Below are 19,616 nucleotides of genomic sequence, written 5' to 3'. Positions count from 1 at the left end.
GCCACCGGCCGCGCAAAGCGCGGCGCGATGACAGGCTCCGCGAGGCAATCCAGGGTGCCTCTGCAGAACGACTGGATTGCTCCGCAATTTTGTCGCGAGCTCCTCGCAATGACGGCGTGGAGAAGGAGTAGCGCGTCAGCTTCAGTCTCGCGCTCCGGACCCAGCGCCACAGCGCCCGCGCGTTGCCGCGCGCCCGGGACACGACAGACAAAATAAAAACGGGGCCGTGAGGCCCCGTCAAAAGTCCGTAACGTATCCCGCGATCTTACTTGATCTTCTTACTTGATCTTGGCTTCGCGGAATTCGACGTGCTTGCGCGCGACCGGGTCGTACTTCTTCTTGACCAGCTTGTCGGTCATGGTGCGCGAATTCTTCTTGGCGACGTAGTAGAAGCCGGTGTCGGCCGAGGACACGAGCTTGACCTTGATGGTGACCGCTTTGGCCATGTTCAGAACCTCAGAAATGAAGGGAATCTGGAGCCGGCCAAACGGCCCGCGTTGGCCGGCAACCTAGCCAGAAACCGCCTGATGTCAAGGTTTTACACCCCGAAAACCACCCAAATCGGGCCCATTACGCCTCGAAGAACCGGTTTTTCGGCCGCGGCAGGCCCAGATTCTCCCTCAAAGTGGCCCCTTCATACTCTTTGCGGAAAATCCCTCGCCGTTGGAGCTCCGGGACGACCTTGTCGACGAAATCGTCAAGGCCGGCCGGCAGGAACGGGAACATGATGTTGAAGCCGTCGGAGCCGCGCCCGACCAGCCATTCCTCCATCTGGTCGGCGATGGTCTTAGGCGTGCCGACAAAGGCCAGCCCGCCATAGCCGCCGACGCGCTGGGCGAGCTGGCGGACGGTGAGCTTTTCGCGGGCGGCGAGGTCCACCATGCGCTGGCGGCCGCTCTTGCTGGCGTTGGTCTCGGGGATCTCCGGCAGAGGCCCGTCCGGGTCGAAGCCCGACGCATCGGTGCCGAGGATGACAGAGAGCGAGGCGATGGCGCTGTCGTAATGCACGCGGCTGTCGAGCAGCGCGCGCTTCTCCTTGGCTTCATCGACGCTGTCGCCGACCACGACGAAGGCGCCGGGCAGGATCTTGAGATGTTCAGGGTCGCGGCCGACCTTCGCCATGCGGCCCTTGATGTCGGCGTAGAGCTTTTGCCCGTCGGCGAGGCTGCCGCCGCCGGTGAACACGGCCTCCGCCGTCTCGGCCGCAAGCTGCCTGCCGTCTTCGGAGGCGCCGGCCTGCACGATCACCGGCCAGCCCTGCACCGGGCGGGCGATGTTGAGGGGGCCGCGCACCTTCAGATATTTGCCGTTATGGTCGAGCGTGTGCATCTTCGAGGGCTCGAAGAACAGCCCGCTCTCGACATCGCGCACGAAGGCATCGTCGGCGAAGGAATCCCACAGGCCGGTGACGACGTCGTAGAACTCGCGGGCGCGCTTGTAGCGCTCGGCGTGCTCCATGTGATCTTCGAGCCCGAAATTCAGCGCGGCGTCCGGGTTCGAGGTGGTGACGATGTTCCAGCCCGCGCGGCCGCCGCTGAGATGGTCCAGCGAGGCGAAGCGGCGCGCGACGTGATAGGGCTCGTCGAAGGTGGTCGAGCCGGTCGCGATCAGGCCGATCCGCTCGGTGACGGCCGAGAGCGCCGACAGCAGCGTGAACGGCTCGAACGACGTCACGGTGTGGCTGCGCTTGAGCGCGTTGATCGGCATGTTCAGCACGGCGAGGTGATCGGCCATGAAGAAGGCGTCGAACTTGCCGGCCTCGAGCTTCCTGATCAGCGTCTTGATGTGGCCGAAATTGAAATTGGCGTCCGGCCAGGCCCCCGGATAGCGCCAGGCGCCGGTGTGGATGCTGATCGGGCGCATGAACGCGCCAAGCTTGAGTTGCCGTTGTGCCATCGCCCCGTATCCGTTCTGGGTGTCGTTGGGGGAAGACATAGGCATGAGTGGGAACTCCGCCATTGGGGGAGGCGGGAAGAATTTTTCGTATTTCGCGATCCACTCAGCACAATCCCGTCATTCCGGGGCGCCGCGTCAGCGGCGAGCCCGGAATCCATCGGGCCGCAGAGACTGACGCGCAATGGATTCCGGGCTCGCGCCAAGGGGCGCGTCCCGGAATGACGAAGGAGCGCCCATCGAACCAATCCGCCGCTCGCTCCGACCAAAGCCATGACCTCGTGAGGAGACCATCAATGGCAGGCGCGATGACAGTGGATGGCGGCATGGTCCGTATTGACCGGCCGATGCCCTGGATTGGCCGGCTGCTGTCGTTGCCGCTGCTGGCGGCCAGCGGTTATCTGCTGTGGAATGTCGCGCTCGGCCTGCGCCAGGATTTTTCCAGCTTCGGCCGGCTCGCCGATGACCTCGTGCCGGTGCTGGTGTTCACCGGCCTCGGGCTGCTCGTCGGCATCCCCGGCCTGATCCTGCTCACCTTTCGCTATTTCGTCGTGCTCAACGAGACGCTGCGCCAGATCGTCATCACCAGCCAGTTCGGCCCGCTGAACATTCGCAGGCATCGCAATCTCGCTGACTATCACTTCATCAGCATCACCGACGACTACGATGCGGATCTGACGACCTATGACGTCAATCTCTGCGGCAACAAGGGCACCGAGCCGATCAACTTGATGAGCTTCACCCGGCGCGAGGAGGCGGACAAGCTCGCGGGCGAGATCGGCCGCGTCCTCAAGCTGCCGGCGCGCGACTATGTCGGCACCGAGCCGGATAGCGACGACGCATGATAAGAATACTCGATCGGCTTAGCCCGGTTCACCTCTCCCTACGGGAGAGGTGAGCAGTCAGCCCAAAATATCCTTCTGCATCTTGCCGCCGTAGAAATGGAAGAACGGCACCGGCGCGTCGTGGCGGAGCGGGCCGGTGGTAAGGCGCGTGTCGAGCTCGTTGAGCACGTTGCGCGTCATCGGATGCAGGTCGGCGAGCGGCTTCGAGCCGAGCTCGACCCAGACCAGCTCGACCAGCTCCGCATCCGCATGGATCACGCCGTCGACGCGATGGGTGATCGCGGAGGCATCCGCGGTGAAGAAGCGCGTGTCGAACCGCTTGACGCGGCCGGGCGGGGTGATGGCGCGCGCGATCAGGAACAGGCCTGAGGGATCGGGCAGCAGGCTCGCATCCGCAAACGGCTTCCAGGCGCCGTCGAGCTTCGGCGCTTTCCCCTCGGCCTTGCGGCCGAGGCAGAGGCCGGTCTCCTCGCAGGCCTCGCGGATCGCGGCGATCGCCAGCGATTTTGCGCGTGAGGCCGGCGTCTTCGGGCTGCCCTTGGCGAGGTTGGCTTCCAGCTCGGAGGTGATGGGGGCCGCACACGGCACACGGTAGTCGGCCTTGTCGACGCGGCCGCCGGGGAAGACGAATTTTCCGGGCATGAACACCACCTTGTCGTGGCGCTTGCCGACCAGGACTTTCGGAACGGCGCCGCTGCGATCGACCAGGATCAGTGTCGCCGCATCCTTCGGGCGGAAATAGGGATGATGGTCGGCTTCCTTGCCCTCGTGGATCTTCGCCTTCTCGGCTGCCTGCAACGTGTCCGTCATGTCCTCACCCAAACCGCTTCTTGCTTATTGCTTACACCGGCGGAATACCATCCGGAGGGTTGTCGTCAAAGCCGTGCATGCGCAGAGCCCATTGCAATCCGACCACGGCACCCTTGACTGGCTGGAGCAGCGCGAGCGAGGCAAAGAACGTGAAAGGCAGGTAGGCCGCGAAGCTGAGCCAGACCGGCGTCGTGTAGTTGGTCTCGATCCAGAGGATGCCGGGCACCACGATGTGGCCGACGATGACGATGACGAGATAGGCGGGCAAATCGTCGGCGCGATGCGGCGTGAAGTCGAGGCCGCACGCCGAGCAATGATCAGCGGTCTTCAGGAAGGCGCGGAACAGTTTTCCTTCGCCGCAACGCGGGCAGCGGCCGCGAAAGCCGCGCTTCATTGCCGTCCAGACATCGCGCTTCTCGACGAGGCCGGTCTCGCGCGTCCAGATTTTTGGGGCCGTGCTCATCGTCACCATGCCTTGCCCTTCTGGCCTTTGCCTTTGTTCTTCTTGCCCTTGCCGGGCTTCTTCGGCTTCGCCGGCTTGTGCTTCTTCGCCGGACTGCGTCCGGGATGCGCCTTGAACGAGGGGCGGCGTTGCCGACCGGATGCCCTGCGGCCCTGCGGCGCGGTCTCGCCGCTTGACGACAGCAGCTCGAAGCGCAGCGCGCCTGCGATCGGAGCTGCTTCTATCAGACGGACGTCGACCACGTCACCCAGCTGATGCATGGCGCCGCTGCGCGTGCCGACGAGGGCATGGCGGCTCTCGTCATAGTTGAAATATTCCGTGCCAAGGGATCGGATCGGGATCAGGCCGTCGGCGCCGGTCTCGCTCAGCTTGACGAACAGGCCGGCGCGCGTGACGCCGGAAACGCGGCCCTGGAAGCTGGAGCCGATGCGGTCGGCGAGATGGTGCGCGATCAGCCGGTCCACGGTCTCGCGCTCCGCCTTCATCGCGCGCCGCTCGGTCACCGAGATGTGGGCGGCGACCTCGCCGAGCGTTTCCGGTGTCTCGGTGTCGGGCAGCGCACCTTCGCCAAGGCCGAGCGCGCGAACCAGCGCGCGGTGCACGACGAGGTCGGCATAGCGGCGGATCGGCGAGGTGAAATGCGCATAGCGGCGCAGGTTGAGGCCGAAATGACCGTAATTCTCGGCGGAATATTCGGCCTGCGCCTGGGCGCGGAGCACGACCTCGCTCACCAGCGGGAAGTGGTCGTGGCCCTCGAGCTGGGCCAGCACGCGGTTGAACAGGGCCGGGCGCAGCGCGCCTGATTTGGCGAAGGGAACGTCGAGCGTCTCCAGAAACTCCGCGAGCGCGTGAACCTTCTCCAGCGTCGGCTCGTCATGCACGCGGTAGATCAGCGGCAGCGACTTCTTCTCCAGCATCTCGGCCGCCGCGACGTTGGCGAGGATCATGAACTCCTCGATCAGCTTGTGCGCATCGAGACGCTCCGGAACGATGACGCGATCGACCGTGCCATCGCTCTTCAAGAGGATCTTGCGCTCGGGCAGATCGAGATTGAGCGGATCGCGCTCGTCTCTTGCGCGCTTGACGCAGGCATAGGCGGTGTAGAGCGGCCTCAGGATCGGATCGAGCAGGGGGCCGGTGGTGTCGTCAGGCCGGCCGTCGATCGCGGCCTGCGCCTGTGCGTAGTTCAGCTTCGCCGCCGAGCGCATCAGGATGCGGTGGAACGTATGCGAGCGCTTGCGGCCGTCGGGGCCGATCACCATGCGCACCGCCAGCGCGCCGCGCGGCTCGCCCGGCACCAGCGAGCAGAGATTGTTGGAGATGCGCTCCGGCAGCATCGGCACGACGCGGTCGGGGAAATAGACCGAGTTGCCGCGGTCGAGCGCATCGCGGTCGAGCGCTGTGCCCGGCCGCACGTAGAAGCTCACGTCGGCAATGGCGACGTTGACGATGAAGCCGCCCTTGTTGTTGGGATCGTCGTCGGCCTGCGCATGGACCGCGTCGTCATGATCTTTCGCATCGGGCGGATCGATGGTGACGAGCGGGACGTCGCGCCAGTCCTCGCGCCCCTTCAGGTTCGCCGGCTCCGCCGCTTCGGCTTCACGCTCTGCCGCGGGGCGGAATTGCAGGGGAATGTCGTGCGCGTAGATCGCGATCAGGCTGATCGCCTTCTCCGACTTGACCGAGCCGAGCTTCTCCTTCACGCGGCCTGAGGCGAGGCCAAAGGCGCGTGAGCGGACGATGTCGACGCTGACGAGGTCGCCGTCCTGGGCGCCCTGCGTGTCGGCCGCGGCAATGTTCAGCTCGCGGTCGGCAGATTTCTTGTCGACGGGAACGAGCCGTCCGCCGCCTTCGGGCAGACTGCGGAACACGCCGAGGATGCGGCTCTTGGCCTTGTCGAAGACCTTGATGATGTGGCCGCGATAGGCCGGGCCTTCGGTCTCGTCGATGCGCTCGACGCGCAGCAGGGCGCGGTCGCCGACGCCGGCGGCGGTGCCGGGCTTCGGCCGGCGCGGCATGACGATGAGGATTTTTGGCGGTTCGCCGCTTTCGACCTCGTCCCATTCGGTGGGGGAGGCGATCAGCTCGCCATCGGAGTCGCGGCCGGTGATGTCGGCGACCAGCGTCGACGGCAGGGTGTCCGGTTCCGAGACCTTGTGGCGCTTCTTCTTGATGGTCCCGTCGTCGGCGAGCTCGCGCAGCATGCGCTTGAGCTCGACGCGATCGGCGTTCTTCAGGCCGAACTCGCGCGCAATTTCGCGGGTGCCGACGTTTCCCTGATTTGCCTTGATGAAGGCGACGATGGCTTGCCTGTCGGGAAAGCCACGGTCATTCTTGCGTTTCACTTAACCTCTAATTCTTGCCGGCACTCTTCTTGGCCGGAGTGTTTGCAGGATTCTTGGTGGCGGCGGCCTTGGTCGGCGACGTCTTTGCAGTCGACGACACGGCGGCGCGCGCCTTGCTGGTGGATTCGGATTTGGCTGCGGCTTTCTTCGCGGCCGGTTTCTTGGGTTTGGGCGCGGCGTCATCGCCGCCGGCGGCCTTCGCCGCAGCCTTCTTGGCCTTGGCCGGCTTCGCCGCCTTCTTCGCCTTGGTCTTGCCGCCACCCTTGGCCGCGCGCTCGTCAATCAGTGCGATCGCCTGCGGCAGCGTGACGGTGTCCTTTTCGAACTCGGCCGGGATCGTCGCGTTGACGCCGCCGGCGGTGACATAGGCGCCGTAACGGCCGCTCTTCACGGTGACGGTGCCGAGCGTCGGATGATCGCCGATCGCCTTGCCGGGGTCGGCGCCGAAGCGGCGGCTCGGGCCCTTGGCGACCTTTTCCGCGATCAGCGTCACGGCGCGGTTGAGGCCGATGTCGAAGACCTCATCGCCGGCCTCGAGGCTGGCATAGGTCTTCTCGTGCTTCACGAACGGCCCGAAGCGGCCGAGGCCGGCGGTGATCGGCTGACCGGTCTCCGGATGCTTGCCGATCTCGCGCGGCAGCGACAACAGCTTCAGCGCAAGCTCGAGCTCGACGTCGCCGGGCGAGGTGCCCTTCGGGATGCCCGCGCGCTTCGGCTTCTCGCCTTCCTCATAATCCTTCTGCTCGCCGAGCTGGATGTACGGGCCGAAGCGGCCAGCCTTGACCCAGACGTCGCGACCGGTGTCGGGATCCTGGCCGAGCGAACGGTCGGCCGTCGCCTCGCTGTCGGCGGCGAGCTGGCGGGTGTAGCGGCACTCCGGATAGTTCGAGCAACCGACGAAGGCGCCGAACTTGCCGGCCTTGAGATTGAGCCGGCCGTTGCCGCAGCTCGGGCACTGCCTGATGTCGCCGCCGTCGGCGCGGGGCGGATAGATGTGCTGTCCGAGCATGTCGTCGAGCACGTCCAGCACCTGCGCCACGCGCAAATCCTTGATCTCGTCGACGGCGCCGATGAAGCCGCTCCAGAAATCCTTCAGCACCTGCTGCCAGGAGATCTCGTTGTTGGAGATGCGGTCGAGCTGCTCTTCCAGGTTGGCGGTGAAGTCGTACTCGACGTAGCGGCTGAAGAAGCTTTCGAGGAACGCGACCACGACGCGGCCCTTGTCCTCGCCGTGCAGGCGCTTCTTCTCGAGCTTGACGTAGCCGCGGTCCTTCAGGACCTGGAGGATCGAGGCATAGGTCGAGGGCCGGCCGATGCCGAGCTCCTCCATGCGCTTGACCAGCGAGGCCTCGGAGAAGCGCGGCGGCGGCTCGGTGAAGTGCTGGGTGACGGCGAGCGACTGCCGCTTCAGGCCGTCGCCGGCGCTCATCGCGGGCAGGCGGCGGGAGTCCTCGTCCTCCTCGTCGTCGCGGCCTTCCTGGTAGAGCGCGAGGAAGCCGTCGAACTTGACGACTTGGCCGGTGGCGCGCAGCTCCAGCGTACGGCCGCCGGCCTTCGCCGTGATGTCGACGGTGGTGCGCTCGAGCTCGGCCGCTTCCATCTGGCTCGCGATGGTGCGCTTCCAGATCAGCTCGTAGAGCCGCGCCTGATCGGAATCGAGCTTGCGGCTCATGCTGTCCGGGCGGCGGGACATGTCGGTCGGGCGGATCGCTTCGTGCGCTTCCTGGGCGTTCTTGGCCTTGGCCTGGTACTGGCGCGGGGCCTCCGGCACGTAGGCGTTGCCGTAATCCTCGCCGATCACCTTGCGCGCCTGGGTGATCGCGGACGGATCGATCTGCACGCCGTCGGTACGCATATAAGTAATGAGTCCGGTGGTCTCGCCGCCGATGTCGATGCCTTCATAGAGGCGCTGGGCGATGCGCATCGTGTGCGCGGGCGCAAAGCCGTATTTGCGGCTGGCTTCCTGCTGCAGCGTCGAGGTGGTGAAGGGGGCCTGCGGATTGCGTCGGGCGGGTTTTGCATCGACCGCGGTGACCGCGTAGGCGGCGGCTTCCAGCGCCTTCTTGAAGTTTTCGGCTTCCGCGCCGGTGCCGATGTCGAGGCGCTGGATCTTCTTGCCGTCGGCGCCGACGAGACGCGCCTCGAACGCATCGCCGCGCGGGGTGAGCAGGGTCGCGACCAGCGACCAGTATTCGCGGGCGACGAACTTCTCGATCTCGAGCTCGCGGTCGCAGACGAGGCGCAGCGCCACCGACTGCACGCGGCCGGCCGAGCGGGCGCCCGGCAGCTTGCGCCACAGCACGGGGGAGAGGGTGAAGCCGACCAGATAGTCCAGCGCGCGGCGCGCCATATAGGCGTCGACCAGCGCGCCGTCGATCTGGCGCGGATGCTTCATCGCGTCGGTGACGGCCTGCTTGGTGATGGCGTTGAACACCACGCGCTCGATCTTCTGATCCTTGAGAGCGCGCTTTTCCTTCAACACCTCCAGCACGTGCCAGGAGATGGCCTCGCCCTCGCGATCAGGGTCGGTGGCGAGAATCAGGCGGTCGGCGTTCTTCAGAGACTTGGCGATATCGTTGAGCCGGCCGGCCGCCTTGGGGTCGACCTCCCAGATCATCTTGAAATTGGCGTCCGGATCGACGGAACCGTTCTTCGCCGGGAGGTCGCGGACATGGCCGAACGAGGCCAGAACCTCATAGGACGAGCCCAAATACTTGTTGATCGTCTTGGCTTTCGCCGGCGACTCCACAATGACGATATTCATGTAGTTCCAGTAACTTATGGGGAAATTCTAGGCCGAATTCGACGAGATTCGGGTCGGCCGTTTCGAACCGAACATGGGTGGTGAGGCCGTCGCTGTCAAATCGAGGGGTGTAGAAAGCCGCCGCGATGGGAAAAGTTTCATATCGAGAAAGTTGCAAAATACCACCTTGGAGTTGCGGTCGATGTGGGCGTAATGTTCCCGTGGGGCATGGATTCGGGGTGGGGTCTGGTGACTAGGCCAGGAAAGAAACGGGCGCGCGCCGCATCAGGCGCGCGGGAAGGCTCGCGCCACGAGGAACCGGGGGAAGGCGGGGCCGATGAGGCGGTTGCCTTCATCGCCGAGCAGGTGGCGGTGTTGCGCAAGCTCGCCGAGCGCCACAGGCTCGACGTGCTGCATTATCTCTTAGGCATGACGCAGCTGGAGGCCGACGAGCATCTGCGGCTGCGCACCAAGCGCAAGCTGTCGTGAGGTTCTCATGTCGTCCCGGCGAAGGCCGGGACCCATACCGCGAGGTCTATCGATCTGAGCGGGGGGCCAATTCCGAACCACGAGTCTTCGCCTAACCGCTCCCTGTGGTTATGGGTCCCGGCCTTCGCCGGGACGACCATGAGGAGAGATCGTACGCGATGTCATCCTGTTGCGCGCCGCCGCAGCGCCGGTCGCGGCTTCACTGTCGTATCCGCCTGGCTGAGCAGGCGCCCGTCCTCCGCGCGCAGCTCCAGCTTGCGCACCGGGCGGCCTTTCTCGCGATCGACCAGGATGGTCGCGATCTGCTCGGGGTGGTCGTCGAATTCCTCGCTCCATTGCCGCAGCGCGACCAGGATCGGGAAGGTGCCGCGGCCCTTCGGCGTCAGCACGTATTCAGAATAGGCGCTGCCGTCGGAGGCGGGGGCGGTCTCCAGAATGTCGTGATCGACCAGCGCGCGCAGCCGTACGGCCAGAATGTTCTTCGCCATGCCGAGCTTGCTCTGAAACTCGCCGAAGCGGCGCAGGCCGAACAGCGCCTCGCGGATAATCAAGAGCGACCACCAGTCGCCGATCGCCTCCAGCGAGCGTGCGATCGGGCAGGTATCGCCCTCGAAGCTGGTTCGTTTCACCATCGTCCTGGTCCTTTCGCGTTCGCCCGATTCCGGAGGCGATCACGCGCTTGTGTGGTTGCATCATAAAACCAAATGCCCTAGATGGCAACGTAGTTTCATTATGAAACCACTGGAGGCGAACGTGAGACTGAAGAACAAGACGGCATTGATTACGGGCGGCAACGGCGGCATCGGCCTTGCGACTGCAAAGCTGTTCGTGGCCGAGGGTGCCAAGGTGGTGATCACCGGGCGCAACAAGGAGACGCTGGCGGCTGCCGCGAAGGAGCTCGGCCCGAACTCGCTTGCGGTCGTCGCCGATGCCACCGACATCGCGGCCACCGAAGCTGCAATCAGGCAGGGCGCCGAGAAGTTCGGCAAGTTCGACATCGTGTTCGCCAATGCCGGCATTCCCGGCAGCACGCCGCTCGGTGCGGCGACGCTGGAGGTCTTTGAGAAGGTGATCAGCACGAACCTCACCGGCGTGTTCTTCACGGTTCAGTCGGCGCTGCCTCATCTGAACGACAACGCCTCGATCATCCTCAACGGCTCGGTGATCTCGGTGCTCGGCATTCCCGGCTATTCGGCTTACGGCGCGGCGAAGGCCGGCGTGCGGGCGATGGCGCGGATCATGGCCTCGGAGCTGTCGCCGCGCGGCATCCGCGTCAACGTCGTCGCGCCGGGCGCGATCCGCACGCCGATCTGGGGCGCTGCGATCGCAACGCCTGAAGCCGAGAAGGCGTTCGAGAAGCGGATCGCGCTGTCGACGCCGCTCGGCCGCATTGGTGAACCCGATCACATCTCGAAGACGGTGCTGTTCCTCGCCTCCGATGATTCCGCGCATATTCAAGGCCAGGAGATCTTCGTCGATGGCGGCGCAGTCGCCGCTCCGAGCGGTGCGCCGATCTATCGCGGCTGATCAAATCAAGTGCAAATTGAATCGGTCGGCGCGACGAGGTCGGTTGCGCCGACCGGTTCCCTCGTCCTGCGGGATGTATTTTCTGAACCTTGCGTGATGAGGTTGAACCTTGCCGCAAGCTGCCAAGACCCTTTTACGGGCAGGGGGTCATAAGACTCATTTTCAGGGAGCCCGTCATGCCAAAGGCAGCTCGTATTTTTTCGTCGATTTCAACACCGCGCATTTTCACCGAACGCTCCGCCATTCCCGCCAGACGCTCCGACAAATCGGAGCTCATCGGGGTGGCTGTTTTCTCCGGCATTGGCCTGTTCGTTTCGCTCGTGGCCGTCATCCTGGGCATGCAGGGCGCCTGGTTTTAGCCGGTGCGATCTGTCAGCCGCCGCCGGAATCCGGCAGCGGCTGCTGCGGTCGGCGTGAGCCTCACGCCGCCTGAAGGCTGGTGGCCGCCTGAAGTGCGCCGGCCAGCGCTTTCTCACGATGGTCCGGCCCGACCTGGATGCCATCGGCGGAGATGAACTCGGGGTCGGTGATGCCGATGAAGCCGAACACCCAGCGCAGATAGGTTTCGAGATGCTCGCCAGCGGCAGTCGGCATGTCCGCGCCGTAATAGCCGCCGCGTGAGATCGCCACGATCACGCGCTTTGCGCCGGCAAGGCCCTGAGGTCCATTGGCGCCGTATTGAAATGTCTTCCCCGCCACCAGGATGCGGTCGATCCAGGCCTTGAGCTGGCTCGGGATGGTGAAATTGTACATGGGCGCGCCGATCACGACCACGTCGGCAGCGAGGAACTCGTTCAGCACGGCCGCGCTCGCGGCAAGGTCGGGTTCGAGTTCCGCCGGCGCGGGCGCGCCTTGCGCGGCCGCCAGATGCGAGCCGGAGAGGTGGGCGAGCGGGGTCTGGGTCAGATCGCGATAGACGACCTCGAGTGAGGGCGTCGCCTGGCGGAGACGGTCGACGATGGCGGCGGAAACCTGCCGGCTGACGGAGTGGGGGCCGAGCACGCTGGAGTCGATATGGAGGAGTTTCATTGAGGTCACCCATGGTATAGATTTGTAACCCGCACTACATGAGTGACCATCGAAATCCCCGCAAGAACGCACTTTTTTGAGCCATGGACACATCTTTGAAACCTGCGCACATCGATCTGCCTGCTTCGCCAAGGTCGGTTCCAAGGCCCGATCCCAACCATGCGGACTGCCGCGGGGTCGCCTCCGTGCTGTCCCGCGTCGGCGACAAATGGAGCGTGTTCGTCATCATGATGCTCGGCGACGGACCGAAGCGCTTCAACGAGCTGAAGCGCATGATCAACGGCATCTCGCAGCGGATGCTGACCTTGACGCTGCGTGGCCTCGAGCGCGACGGCCTCGTCACGCGCACGATCTTCCCGACCATTCCGCCGCGCGTGGACTATGAGCTGACCGATCTCGGCCGCGGCTTGTCGCGGCCCGTGGAGGCGCTCGGCAAGTGGGCGATGGAGCATCTGGCGCAGATCGAGGCCGCACGTACGCGGTTCGACAAGCGCGGCGAGAACTAAAGCAGCGACACCAATCCGCCGCCGTGGCGTTCGAGCCGGCCGGCGAGCTCGAGCTCCAGCAGCACGGTGCGCACGATCGCCGGCGAGGCACCGGACATCCGCACGAGGTCGTCGAGGCCGATCGGCACGGGGCCGAGCAGGCCGGTGATCTGGTCGCGGTCGTGCGTCTGCGGATCGCTCTCGAACGGCCCGCTGTCGGGCTCGCGCGCAGGAATCACCAGCGGCCGCTCCATGATCGGTGCGACAGCGTTGATGACGTCGGCAGCTTCGGTGACGAGCGTTGCGCCCTGCTTGATCAGATCATTGGTGCCGGCGGCGCGCGGATCGAGCGGCGAGCCCGGCACCGCGAACACCTCGCGGCCCTGTTCGGCCGCCATGCGCGCGGTGATCAGCGAGCCCGAGCGGTGGGCGGCCTCCACCACGACGACGCCGAGCGAGGCGCCCGAGATCAGCCGGTTGCGGCGGGGGAAGTCGCGGGCGCGCGGCTCGTGGCCGAGCGGCATCTCGGAGATCGCCGCGCCCGCGTGATCGAGGATCGATCCGAGCAAATCGCCGTGCTCGGGCGGATAGATGCAGTCATGGCCGCCGGCGAGCACGGCGATCGTGCCGCTCTCGACGCTGGCGCGATGCGCGGCCTGGTCGACGCCGCGGGCCAGCCCCGAGATGATGATGAAGCCGGCTTCGCCAAGCTCACGCGCGAGCTGACCAGCAAATTTCAGCCCAGCGCCGGAGGCATTGCGCGAGCCGACGATCGCGATCATCGGCCGCATCAAGGTTGTCGTGTCGCCGCGTACCGCGAGCAGCGGCGGGGCGTCGTCGAGCGTCGAGAGCCGCGCCGGATAGCCGTCCTCGCCGGGCGCGAGCCAGGCGATGCCGAATTTGCGGCTGGCGGCGAGCTCGGCCTTGGCCTCGTCCGCGCTACAGATGCGCCCCGACCGCGCCGCGCCGCCGCGGCGTGCCAGATCCGGCAACCGCTCCAGCGCAGCACGCGCGCTGCCGAAATGATCGACCAGCGAGCGGAAGGTGCGCGGCCCGACATTGTCGGAGCGGATCAGCCGCAGGCGGTCGATCCGCTCGGTCTCGGTCAGCTCCACGCTGGGGTTGATGGCGTCCACGGCGTCTCCTTGCAGGCGTAACATGGAACAACCTGAGGGCGTGGGCAACAGGGGTGTGCGCTTGCGCGACCTCGGCGCAATGCTAAAAGCGATCCCAATAAGAAGGGTATTGCCATGATCTCACTCGCCGACCTCCAGCGCCGCATCGAAACGGGCGAGCTGTCGCCTAACGCAGCCATCGCCCAGTCGCACGCGGCGATCGAGGCGCGGGAGAAGGAGGTCCATGCCTTCGTCCGCCACGACAAGTCCGCGAAGGCGCAAGCCTCCGGCCCGCTGCGCGGCATCGCCGTCGGCATCAAGGACATCATCGACACCGCCAACATGCCGACCGAGATGGGCTCGCAGATCTATCGCGGCTGGCAGCCGCGCTCGGACGCGCCTGTTGTGATGATGCTGAAACGGGCGGGGGCCACCATCATCGGCAAGACCACGACCACGGCGTTTGCCTCGCGCGATCCGACGCCGACGCTCAATCCGCACAATACCGGCCATTCCCCGGGCGGCTCGTCCTCGGGCTCGGCGGCGGCCGTCGGCGCCGGCATGATCCCGCTGGCGCTGGGCACCCAGACCGGCGGCTCGGTCATCCGGCCCGCCGCTTATTGCGGGACGGCCGCGATCAAGCCGTCGTTCCGTATGCTGCCGACCGTCGGCGTGAAGTGCTATTCGTGGGCGCTCGATACGGTCGGCCTGTTCGGCGCGCGCGCGGAGGATCTCGCGCGCGGACTGCTGGCGATGACCGGCCGCAGCGAATTCTCCGGCATCGTCCCGGCCAGGGCGCCGCGCATCGGCGTGGTCAGGCAGGAGTTCGCCGGCGCTGTCGAGCCGGCGGCCGAGCAGGGCCTGCAAGCGGCGATCAAGGCCGCCGAGCGGGCCGGGGCCAGTGTTCAGGCCATCGATCTGCCCGAGGCGGTGCATGAGGCCTGGCGCATCCATCCCATCATCCAGGATTTCGAGGCGCACCGCGCGCTCGCCTGGGAGTTTTCCGAGCATCACGACGAGATCGCGCCGATGCTGCGCGCCAGTCTCGATGCGACGGTCGGGCTCACGCCGAAAGAATATGATGAGGCGCGCCGGATCGGCCGCCGTGGCCGCCGCGAGCTTGGCGAAGTGTTCGAGGGCGTCGACGTGCTCTTGACCTATTCGGCGCCGGGCACCGCGCCGGCCAAGGCTCTCGCGAGCACCGGCGACCCTCGCTACAACCGGCTCTGGACGCTGATGGGCAATCCTTGCGTCAACGTGCCGGTGCTGAAGGTCGGTGGCCTGCCGATCGGCGTGCAGGTGATCGCGCGCTTCGGCAACGACGCACATGCGCTTGCGACGGCGTGGTTCCTGGAGGATGCGCTGGCGAAATCAGGCTAGCGCGGGTTCTGCGGAAGCGGTGCGCTGGTCGGATGCAGGCGAAGCTGCACTGATCGTTGCACCTTGCCCGAGCCAGCGCTCGGCCGCCTCGCGGCCGCTCCGGTGCAACAGGCGGATGAAGCCGCGGCCGAGATCGGCCGAGCTACGCTGCGCCAGGCCCTCAACGGAGTCTTCCGCCGCGATCCTGGACAGCCGCAGCGAGGATGCGGCGTGCGATTGCGTCCATGCGATCGCCGCAACCTCGGCATTGAGCGCGGCGTTTGCGGTGATCTGGTCGAGCCGGCGGTCGATGGCGGCGAGCGTGATCGGCACGTAGCTGTCGCGGGACGGGGTGAGCTGGACCAGCAGCATGTCCGTCGCCGCCGTCTCCTGCGCCAGCTTCAGCAATGGCGGATTGCCGCCGAAGCCGCCGTCCCAATAGGCTTCGCCCTCGATCTCGACGGCGCAGTGGACCAGGGGCGGGCAGGTTGAGGCCAGCGCGACGTCGGTCGTGATGGCGTCATTGCGAAAGATCTGCTGCTGCCCGTCGCGGATCCGCGTCGCCGCGATCAGGAGCCTTGGCGACTTCGCCGCGCGCAGGGCCGCGAAATTGATGTCGCGCGACAGCGCCTGCCGCAGCGGATCGAGATCGAACGGATCGAACTGGCCGGAGCGCAGCGTCGGCCCGAACGCGACCGAGCTTCCCACGGGCGAAAAGCTGCCGACCAGCATCAGCGAGCGGAACGAGGCCTCGTGCATCAGGCGGACCCAGAACCGGTTCAGCCGCGCGCGCGCCGCTTCGCGGCCGCCCTCGGCGAGGCCGCAAGCGAGCAGCAGCGCATTGACGGCGCCGGCGCTGGCGCCGCTGATGGTGTCGATCTCGATATCGGGCTCTTCCAGGAGCCGCTCCAGCACGCCCCAGGTGAAGGCGGCGAAGGTGCCGCCGCCCTGAAGCGCCAGCGAGAGTTTTCGCGGTGGCCATTGATCGGGGCGGACCTGATCGCGCACGACAGGTGCAGCCGTGGTCACGGCCTCGATGGGCGCGGCAATTTGTGCCACGGGGGCGGGCGGCGGCGCAGGTGGCGGTGCAACGGGAGCCGGTTCGGGGACACGAGGCGGCGAGGGCGCATCGGACCAGATGTCCGTCATGGACAGCAGTCGGCTTGCCGCAGTGCGTGCCGCACCCTGCGAACCACCGTCGATATGCGCGCCGACAATCTTCTCGCTCATTCTGAGCAACCGCGTAACGCCATTTGCGCTGTCAGGATGACAGGCATGGAACTCGTTCGCCACTCTGGCCACGACTGGCTTGCGAGTTGCGAACAGGATTTGGCGTATAATGCGGAAGGAGCGCGGCGGTATCCGTACTTTTTCCCGGCGTTGGATTTTGTTTTGACGCGTTTTCTTGACGCGAACCGGTATCCACTTCGCTCGAAAACGCTCTAGGCCTTCTCGCCGATCCGGCTTTCCTTGCCCGATTGCAGCCGCTTGATGTTCTCGCGATGCGCGTAGAACAGCAGCAGCGTCAGCACGGCGAACAGCGCGGACAAAGCGAGGTGGCCGAACCACCACAGGAACATCGGCGTGATGAAGGAGGCCACCAGCGCCGAGAGCGAGGAATAGCGCGTGGTGAAGGCGGTCGCCAACCAGAGCAGGCAGAACACCACCGCGGCCGGCCAGAACAGGCCGAGCAGGATGCCGATATAGACCGCAACACCCTTGCCGCCCTTGAATTTGAGCCAGACCGGGAAGAGATGGCCGAGGAAGGCGCCGAGGCCTGCCACCATCGCAGCATTGGGGCCGGCGATGTAGCCGGCGATCACGACCGCCACGGTGCCCTTCAGCGCATCGAGCAAGAGGGTGCCCGCAGCAAGGCTCTTGCGTCCGGTGCGCAGCACGTTGGTGGCGCCGATGCTGCCGGAGCCGATCGAGCGGATATCTTGCGTGCCGGCGAGCCTGGTCAGGACCAGCCCGAACGGAATCGAGCCGAGGAGGTAGCCGATGACGAGCGCCACCGGCAAAAATGCTTCAAGACCCATGGCTGCAAATCCCTTGACCGCATCGCCATGCTGAACTGCGACGCCACGCATGATCCTGTCCCGATCCGCTGTCGCGGTGCAGGGCGACACCCAAAACCGTCACCCTAGACATGCTCGAAGACCGTCCGTCCACCGACAATGGTGCGCACCACGCGGCCTGTAAAGCGGGCTTCGTCGAACGGGGTGTTCTTGCAGGGCGATTTGAGCTCGGCGGGATCGACCACCCAGGGGACGTCGGGGTCGATCACGATCACATCCGCCGGGCTGCCTGCGCGCAGGGTTCCACCGGGCAGGCCCAGAATCTCGGCCGGCCGGGTCGACATCGCCTGGATCAGCGTCTTCAGGTCCAGCTCGCCATTGTGCATCAGCCGCAGGCCGGCGGGCAGCATGGTCTCGAGCCCCACGGCGCCGGGAGCTGCTTCCGCGAACGGCAGGCGCTTGACCTCGACGTCCTGCGGATTGTGGTCGGACATGATGACGTCGATGAGGCCGGAGGCGACGGCTGCGACCAGCGCGCGGCGGTCGTCCTCGGTGCGCAGCGGCGGCGACAGCTTCAGGAACGACCGGTAGGGCCCGATATCGTTCTCGTTCAGCGCAAGATGGTTGATCGAGACCGAGGCGCTGACGGCGAGCCCGACCTCGCGGGCGCGCTTGAGGATGTCGAGCGAGTCGATGCAGGACAGCGAGGCGGCGTGATAGCGGCCGCCGGTCAGCGCGACGAGGCGCATGTCGCGTTCCAGCATCACGGCTTCCGCTGCGTTCGGAATGCCCATCAGGCCGAGCCGCGAGGCGAACTCGCCCTCGTTCATCACGCCTTCGCCGACGAGATCGGGATCTTCGGTGTGATGCACGATCAGCGCGTCGAAATCGCGCGCGTAAGTCAGGGCCCGGCGCATCACCTGGGCGTTGGTGACGCTCCTGTCGCCGTCGCTGAAAGCGATGGCGCCGGCGGCCTTCAACAGGCCGAACTCGGTCATCTCCTCGCCGCGCATCCCCTTGGTCAGCGCCGCCATCGGCTGGATGTTGACGATCGCGGTGTCGCGGGCGCGGCGCATCACGAAGTCCACCGTCGCCGAATTGTCGATGACGGGCTCCGTATCGGGCTGGCAGATGATGGTGGTGATGCCGCCGGTCGCGGCTGCCTGGCTCGCGGACGCAAAGGTCTCGCGATGGCTGAAGCCGGGCTCGCCGACGAAAGCTTTCATGTCGATCAGGCCCGGGGCCACGATCTTGCCGGCGCAGTTGACGACGTCGGTGCCCTCGGGGACGCCTGCAGCGCCGATGCCGCGGCGGGTCTCGCGGATGATGCCGTCGGCAATCAGGACATCGCCGGGGCCGTCGAAATCCCTTGAGGGATCGACGACGCGGGCGTTGGCGAGCAGGATGGGACGGCGGTCAGTCAGCATGAGCATCACGCGTTCGGCAAGTTGCGGGCGAGCGCTTCGAGCACGGCCATGCGCACCGCCACGCCCATCTCGACCTGTTCGCGGATCAGCGATTGCGCGCCGTCGGCGACCGCTGTGTCGATCTCGACGCCGCGGTTCATCGGGCCGGGATGCATGACGAGAGCGTCTGGCTTGGCATAGCCAAGCTTTTTCTGGTCCAGCCCGAAATAGTTGAAATATTCGGAGGTCGACGGCACGAAGGAGCCGTTCATGCGCTCGCGCTGGAGCCGCAGCATCATGACGATGTCGGCGCCGTTGAGCCCCTCGCGCATGTCGCGCGCAACCTCGACGCCCATCCGCTCGATGCCGGGCGGCAGCAGCGTGGAGGGGCCGACGACGCGGACGCGGGCACCCATGGTGTTGAGCAGGATGATGTTGGAACGGGCCACACGCGAATGCAGCACGTCGCCGCAGATCGCGACGACGAGGCCCTCGATCCGGCCCTTGTTGCGGCGGATGGTCAGGGCGTCGAGCAGCGCCTGCGTCGGATGCTCGTGCGCGCCGTCGCCGGCATTGATCACGGAACCGTCAACCTTGCGGGCCAGCAGTTCCACCGCGCCGGACGCGTGATGCCGGACCACCAGGATATCCGGGTGCATGGCGTTGAGCGTCATCGCGGTGTCGACCAGCGTCTCGCCCTTCTTGATGGACGAGGAAGACACCGACATGTTCATGACGTCGGCGCCAAGCCGTTTGCCGGCGAGCTCGAACGAGGATTGGGTCCGGGTGGAGGCCTCGAAGAAGAGGTTCACCTGCGTCCGTCCACGCAGGACGGTGCGCTTCTTGTCAACCTGGCGGTTGAGCTCGACATATTCTTCGGACAGGTCGAGGAGGCCGGTGATGTCGGCCGCGGAAAGGCCCTCGATGCCCAGCAAATGCCGGTGGCCGAGGACGAAGGTCGATTTCGATGTCATTAAAACGAGAGCTATAGGCGGGGATGGCTGGGGGGGCAAGGGCCAATGCCGGGGCGGGGAGTTATCCCCTGAGGAGTCTGGTACACCGTCATTCCGGGATGGCGCGCCAGCGCCA

The 19,616-nt window shown here is 66.0% G+C and carries 19 protein-coding genes; 6 read left to right on the top strand and 13 right to left on the bottom strand.

Annotated features, from left to right (window positions below; all coding sequences use genetic code 11):
- Positions 1 to 278: 278 nt before the first annotated feature.
- On the bottom strand, positions 279 to 446 hold the full coding sequence (rpmG, locus tag ACE10W_RS22910) for a 50S ribosomal protein L33 (protein ID WP_007603295.1): 168 nt from the start codon (positions 444 to 446) through the stop codon (positions 279 to 281).
- 124 nt (positions 447 to 570) lie between these two features.
- Entirely contained in the window at positions 571 to 1,896 is a 1,326-nt protein-coding gene (locus ACE10W_RS22905; protein ID WP_011087876.1) for an LLM class flavin-dependent oxidoreductase, read from the bottom strand.
- Between the two features lie 293 nt (positions 1,897 to 2,189).
- On the opposite strand from ACE10W_RS22905, the gene ACE10W_RS22900 reads away from it, so the two are divergent.
- On the top strand, positions 2,190 to 2,738 hold the full coding sequence (locus tag ACE10W_RS22900) for a hypothetical protein (RefSeq protein ID WP_375762003.1): 549 nt from the start codon (positions 2,190 to 2,192) through the stop codon (positions 2,736 to 2,738).
- Between the two features lie 57 nt (positions 2,739 to 2,795).
- On the opposite strand, the gene ACE10W_RS22895 is transcribed toward ACE10W_RS22900, so the two are convergent.
- From ACE10W_RS22895 to topA, 4 genes are read right to left on the bottom strand one after another with little or no spacing between them, the layout of a single operon-like run.
- Complete coding sequence (locus ACE10W_RS22895; RefSeq protein ID WP_375762002.1) at positions 2,796 to 3,548, bottom strand: NUDIX hydrolase; 753 nt, start codon at positions 3,546 to 3,548, stop codon at positions 2,796 to 2,798.
- Between the two features lie 31 nt (positions 3,549 to 3,579).
- On the bottom strand, positions 3,580 to 4,020 hold the full coding sequence (locus tag ACE10W_RS22890; protein WP_011087873.1) for a DUF983 domain-containing protein: 441 nt from the start codon (positions 4,018 to 4,020) through the stop codon (positions 3,580 to 3,582).
- Positions 4,014 to 6,356, bottom strand: a complete 2,343-nt coding sequence (gene rnr / locus ACE10W_RS22885; RefSeq protein ID WP_011087872.1) for a ribonuclease R — start codon at positions 6,354 to 6,356, stop codon at positions 4,014 to 4,016. The genes ACE10W_RS22890 and rnr overlap by 7 nt, the downstream gene beginning before the upstream one ends.
- A gap of 7 nt (positions 6,357 to 6,363) precedes the next feature.
- Complete coding sequence (gene topA / locus ACE10W_RS22880) at positions 6,364 to 9,120, bottom strand: type I DNA topoisomerase (protein WP_375762001.1); 2,757 nt, start codon at positions 9,118 to 9,120, stop codon at positions 6,364 to 6,366.
- 228 nt (positions 9,121 to 9,348) lie between these two features.
- On the opposite strand from topA, the gene ACE10W_RS22875 reads away from it, so the two are divergent.
- On the top strand, positions 9,349 to 9,588 hold the full coding sequence (locus tag ACE10W_RS22875) for a hypothetical protein (RefSeq protein WP_028171576.1): 240 nt from the start codon (positions 9,349 to 9,351) through the stop codon (positions 9,586 to 9,588).
- 161 nt (positions 9,589 to 9,749) lie between these two features.
- Here ACE10W_RS22875 and ACE10W_RS22870 read toward each other — a convergent pair whose 3' ends face one another.
- Complete coding sequence (locus ACE10W_RS22870; protein WP_271554739.1) at positions 9,750 to 10,220, bottom strand: helix-turn-helix domain-containing protein; 471 nt, start codon at positions 10,218 to 10,220, stop codon at positions 9,750 to 9,752.
- Positions 10,221 to 10,341: 121 nt separating this feature from the next.
- Between ACE10W_RS22870 and ACE10W_RS22865 the strand changes: the two genes are divergently transcribed.
- Both ACE10W_RS22865 and ACE10W_RS22860 read left to right on the top strand, forming a co-directional pair.
- The gene (locus ACE10W_RS22865; RefSeq protein ID WP_271554738.1) at positions 10,342 to 11,115 is read left to right on the top strand and encodes an SDR family oxidoreductase; all 774 of its coding nucleotides are present in this window, start codon (positions 10,342 to 10,344) and stop codon (positions 11,113 to 11,115) included.
- A 176-nt stretch (positions 11,116 to 11,291) separates the two neighbouring features.
- Entirely contained in the window at positions 11,292 to 11,474 is a 183-nt protein-coding gene (locus ACE10W_RS22860) for a hypothetical protein (protein WP_011087867.1), read from the top strand.
- Positions 11,475 to 11,535: 61 nt separating this feature from the next.
- On the opposite strand, the gene ACE10W_RS22855 is transcribed toward ACE10W_RS22860, so the two are convergent.
- Positions 11,536 to 12,144, bottom strand: coding sequence for an FMN-dependent NADH-azoreductase (locus tag ACE10W_RS22855; protein ID WP_375762000.1), 609 nt, complete (start codon positions 12,142 to 12,144; stop codon positions 11,536 to 11,538).
- An 83-nt stretch (positions 12,145 to 12,227) separates the two neighbouring features.
- Between ACE10W_RS22855 and ACE10W_RS22850 the strand changes: the two genes are divergently transcribed.
- On the top strand, positions 12,228 to 12,650 hold the full coding sequence (locus ACE10W_RS22850) for a helix-turn-helix domain-containing protein (protein WP_161534669.1): 423 nt from the start codon (positions 12,228 to 12,230) through the stop codon (positions 12,648 to 12,650).
- On the opposite strand, the gene dprA is transcribed toward ACE10W_RS22850, so the two are convergent.
- Entirely contained in the window at positions 12,647 to 13,789 is a 1,143-nt protein-coding gene (gene dprA / locus ACE10W_RS22845; RefSeq protein ID WP_375761999.1) for a DNA-processing protein DprA, read from the bottom strand. The genes ACE10W_RS22850 and dprA overlap by 4 nt on opposite strands.
- A 90-nt stretch (positions 13,790 to 13,879) precedes the next feature.
- Here dprA and ACE10W_RS22840 point away from each other — a divergent pair, with 90 nt between their 5' ends.
- On the top strand, positions 13,880 to 15,124 hold the full coding sequence (locus ACE10W_RS22840; RefSeq protein ID WP_375761998.1) for an amidase: 1,245 nt from the start codon (positions 13,880 to 13,882) through the stop codon (positions 15,122 to 15,124).
- On the opposite strand, the gene ACE10W_RS22835 is transcribed toward ACE10W_RS22840, so the two are convergent.
- The 4 genes from ACE10W_RS22835 to ACE10W_RS22820 all read right to left on the bottom strand — a co-directional run bounded on the left by ACE10W_RS22835 (position 15,116) and on the right by ACE10W_RS22820 (position 19,501).
- Positions 15,116 to 16,333 (bottom strand): patatin-like phospholipase family protein, encoded by a 1,218-nt coding sequence (locus ACE10W_RS22835; RefSeq protein WP_375761997.1) that lies wholly within the window; start codon positions 16,331 to 16,333, stop codon positions 15,116 to 15,118. The two genes, ACE10W_RS22840 and ACE10W_RS22835, sit on opposite strands and share 9 nt — an antisense overlap.
- 212 nt (positions 16,334 to 16,545) lie before the next feature.
- Positions 16,546 to 17,142, bottom strand: coding sequence for a glycerol-3-phosphate 1-O-acyltransferase PlsY (gene plsY, locus ACE10W_RS22830; protein ID WP_028171585.1), 597 nt, complete (start codon positions 17,140 to 17,142; stop codon positions 16,546 to 16,548).
- A 104-nt stretch (positions 17,143 to 17,246) separates the two neighbouring features.
- A complete protein-coding gene (locus tag ACE10W_RS22825) occupies positions 17,247 to 18,548 on the bottom strand; it encodes a dihydroorotase (protein ID WP_375762772.1) in 1,302 nt (433 codons plus the stop codon).
- A gap of 5 nt (positions 18,549 to 18,553) precedes the next feature.
- A complete protein-coding gene (locus ACE10W_RS22820; protein WP_011087859.1) occupies positions 18,554 to 19,501 on the bottom strand; it encodes an aspartate carbamoyltransferase catalytic subunit in 948 nt (315 codons plus the stop codon).
- Positions 19,502 to 19,616 lie beyond the last annotated feature (115 nt).

Origin of the sequence: Bradyrhizobium sp. B025 (genome assembly GCF_042257955.1) — a bacterium.
In the GTDB taxonomy this organism is placed as follows: domain Bacteria; phylum Pseudomonadota; class Alphaproteobacteria; order Rhizobiales; family Xanthobacteraceae; genus Bradyrhizobium; species Bradyrhizobium diazoefficiens.
The sequence above is the reverse complement of the archived record's forward strand: the minus strand, read 5'-3'. Positions and strand labels throughout refer to the sequence as shown.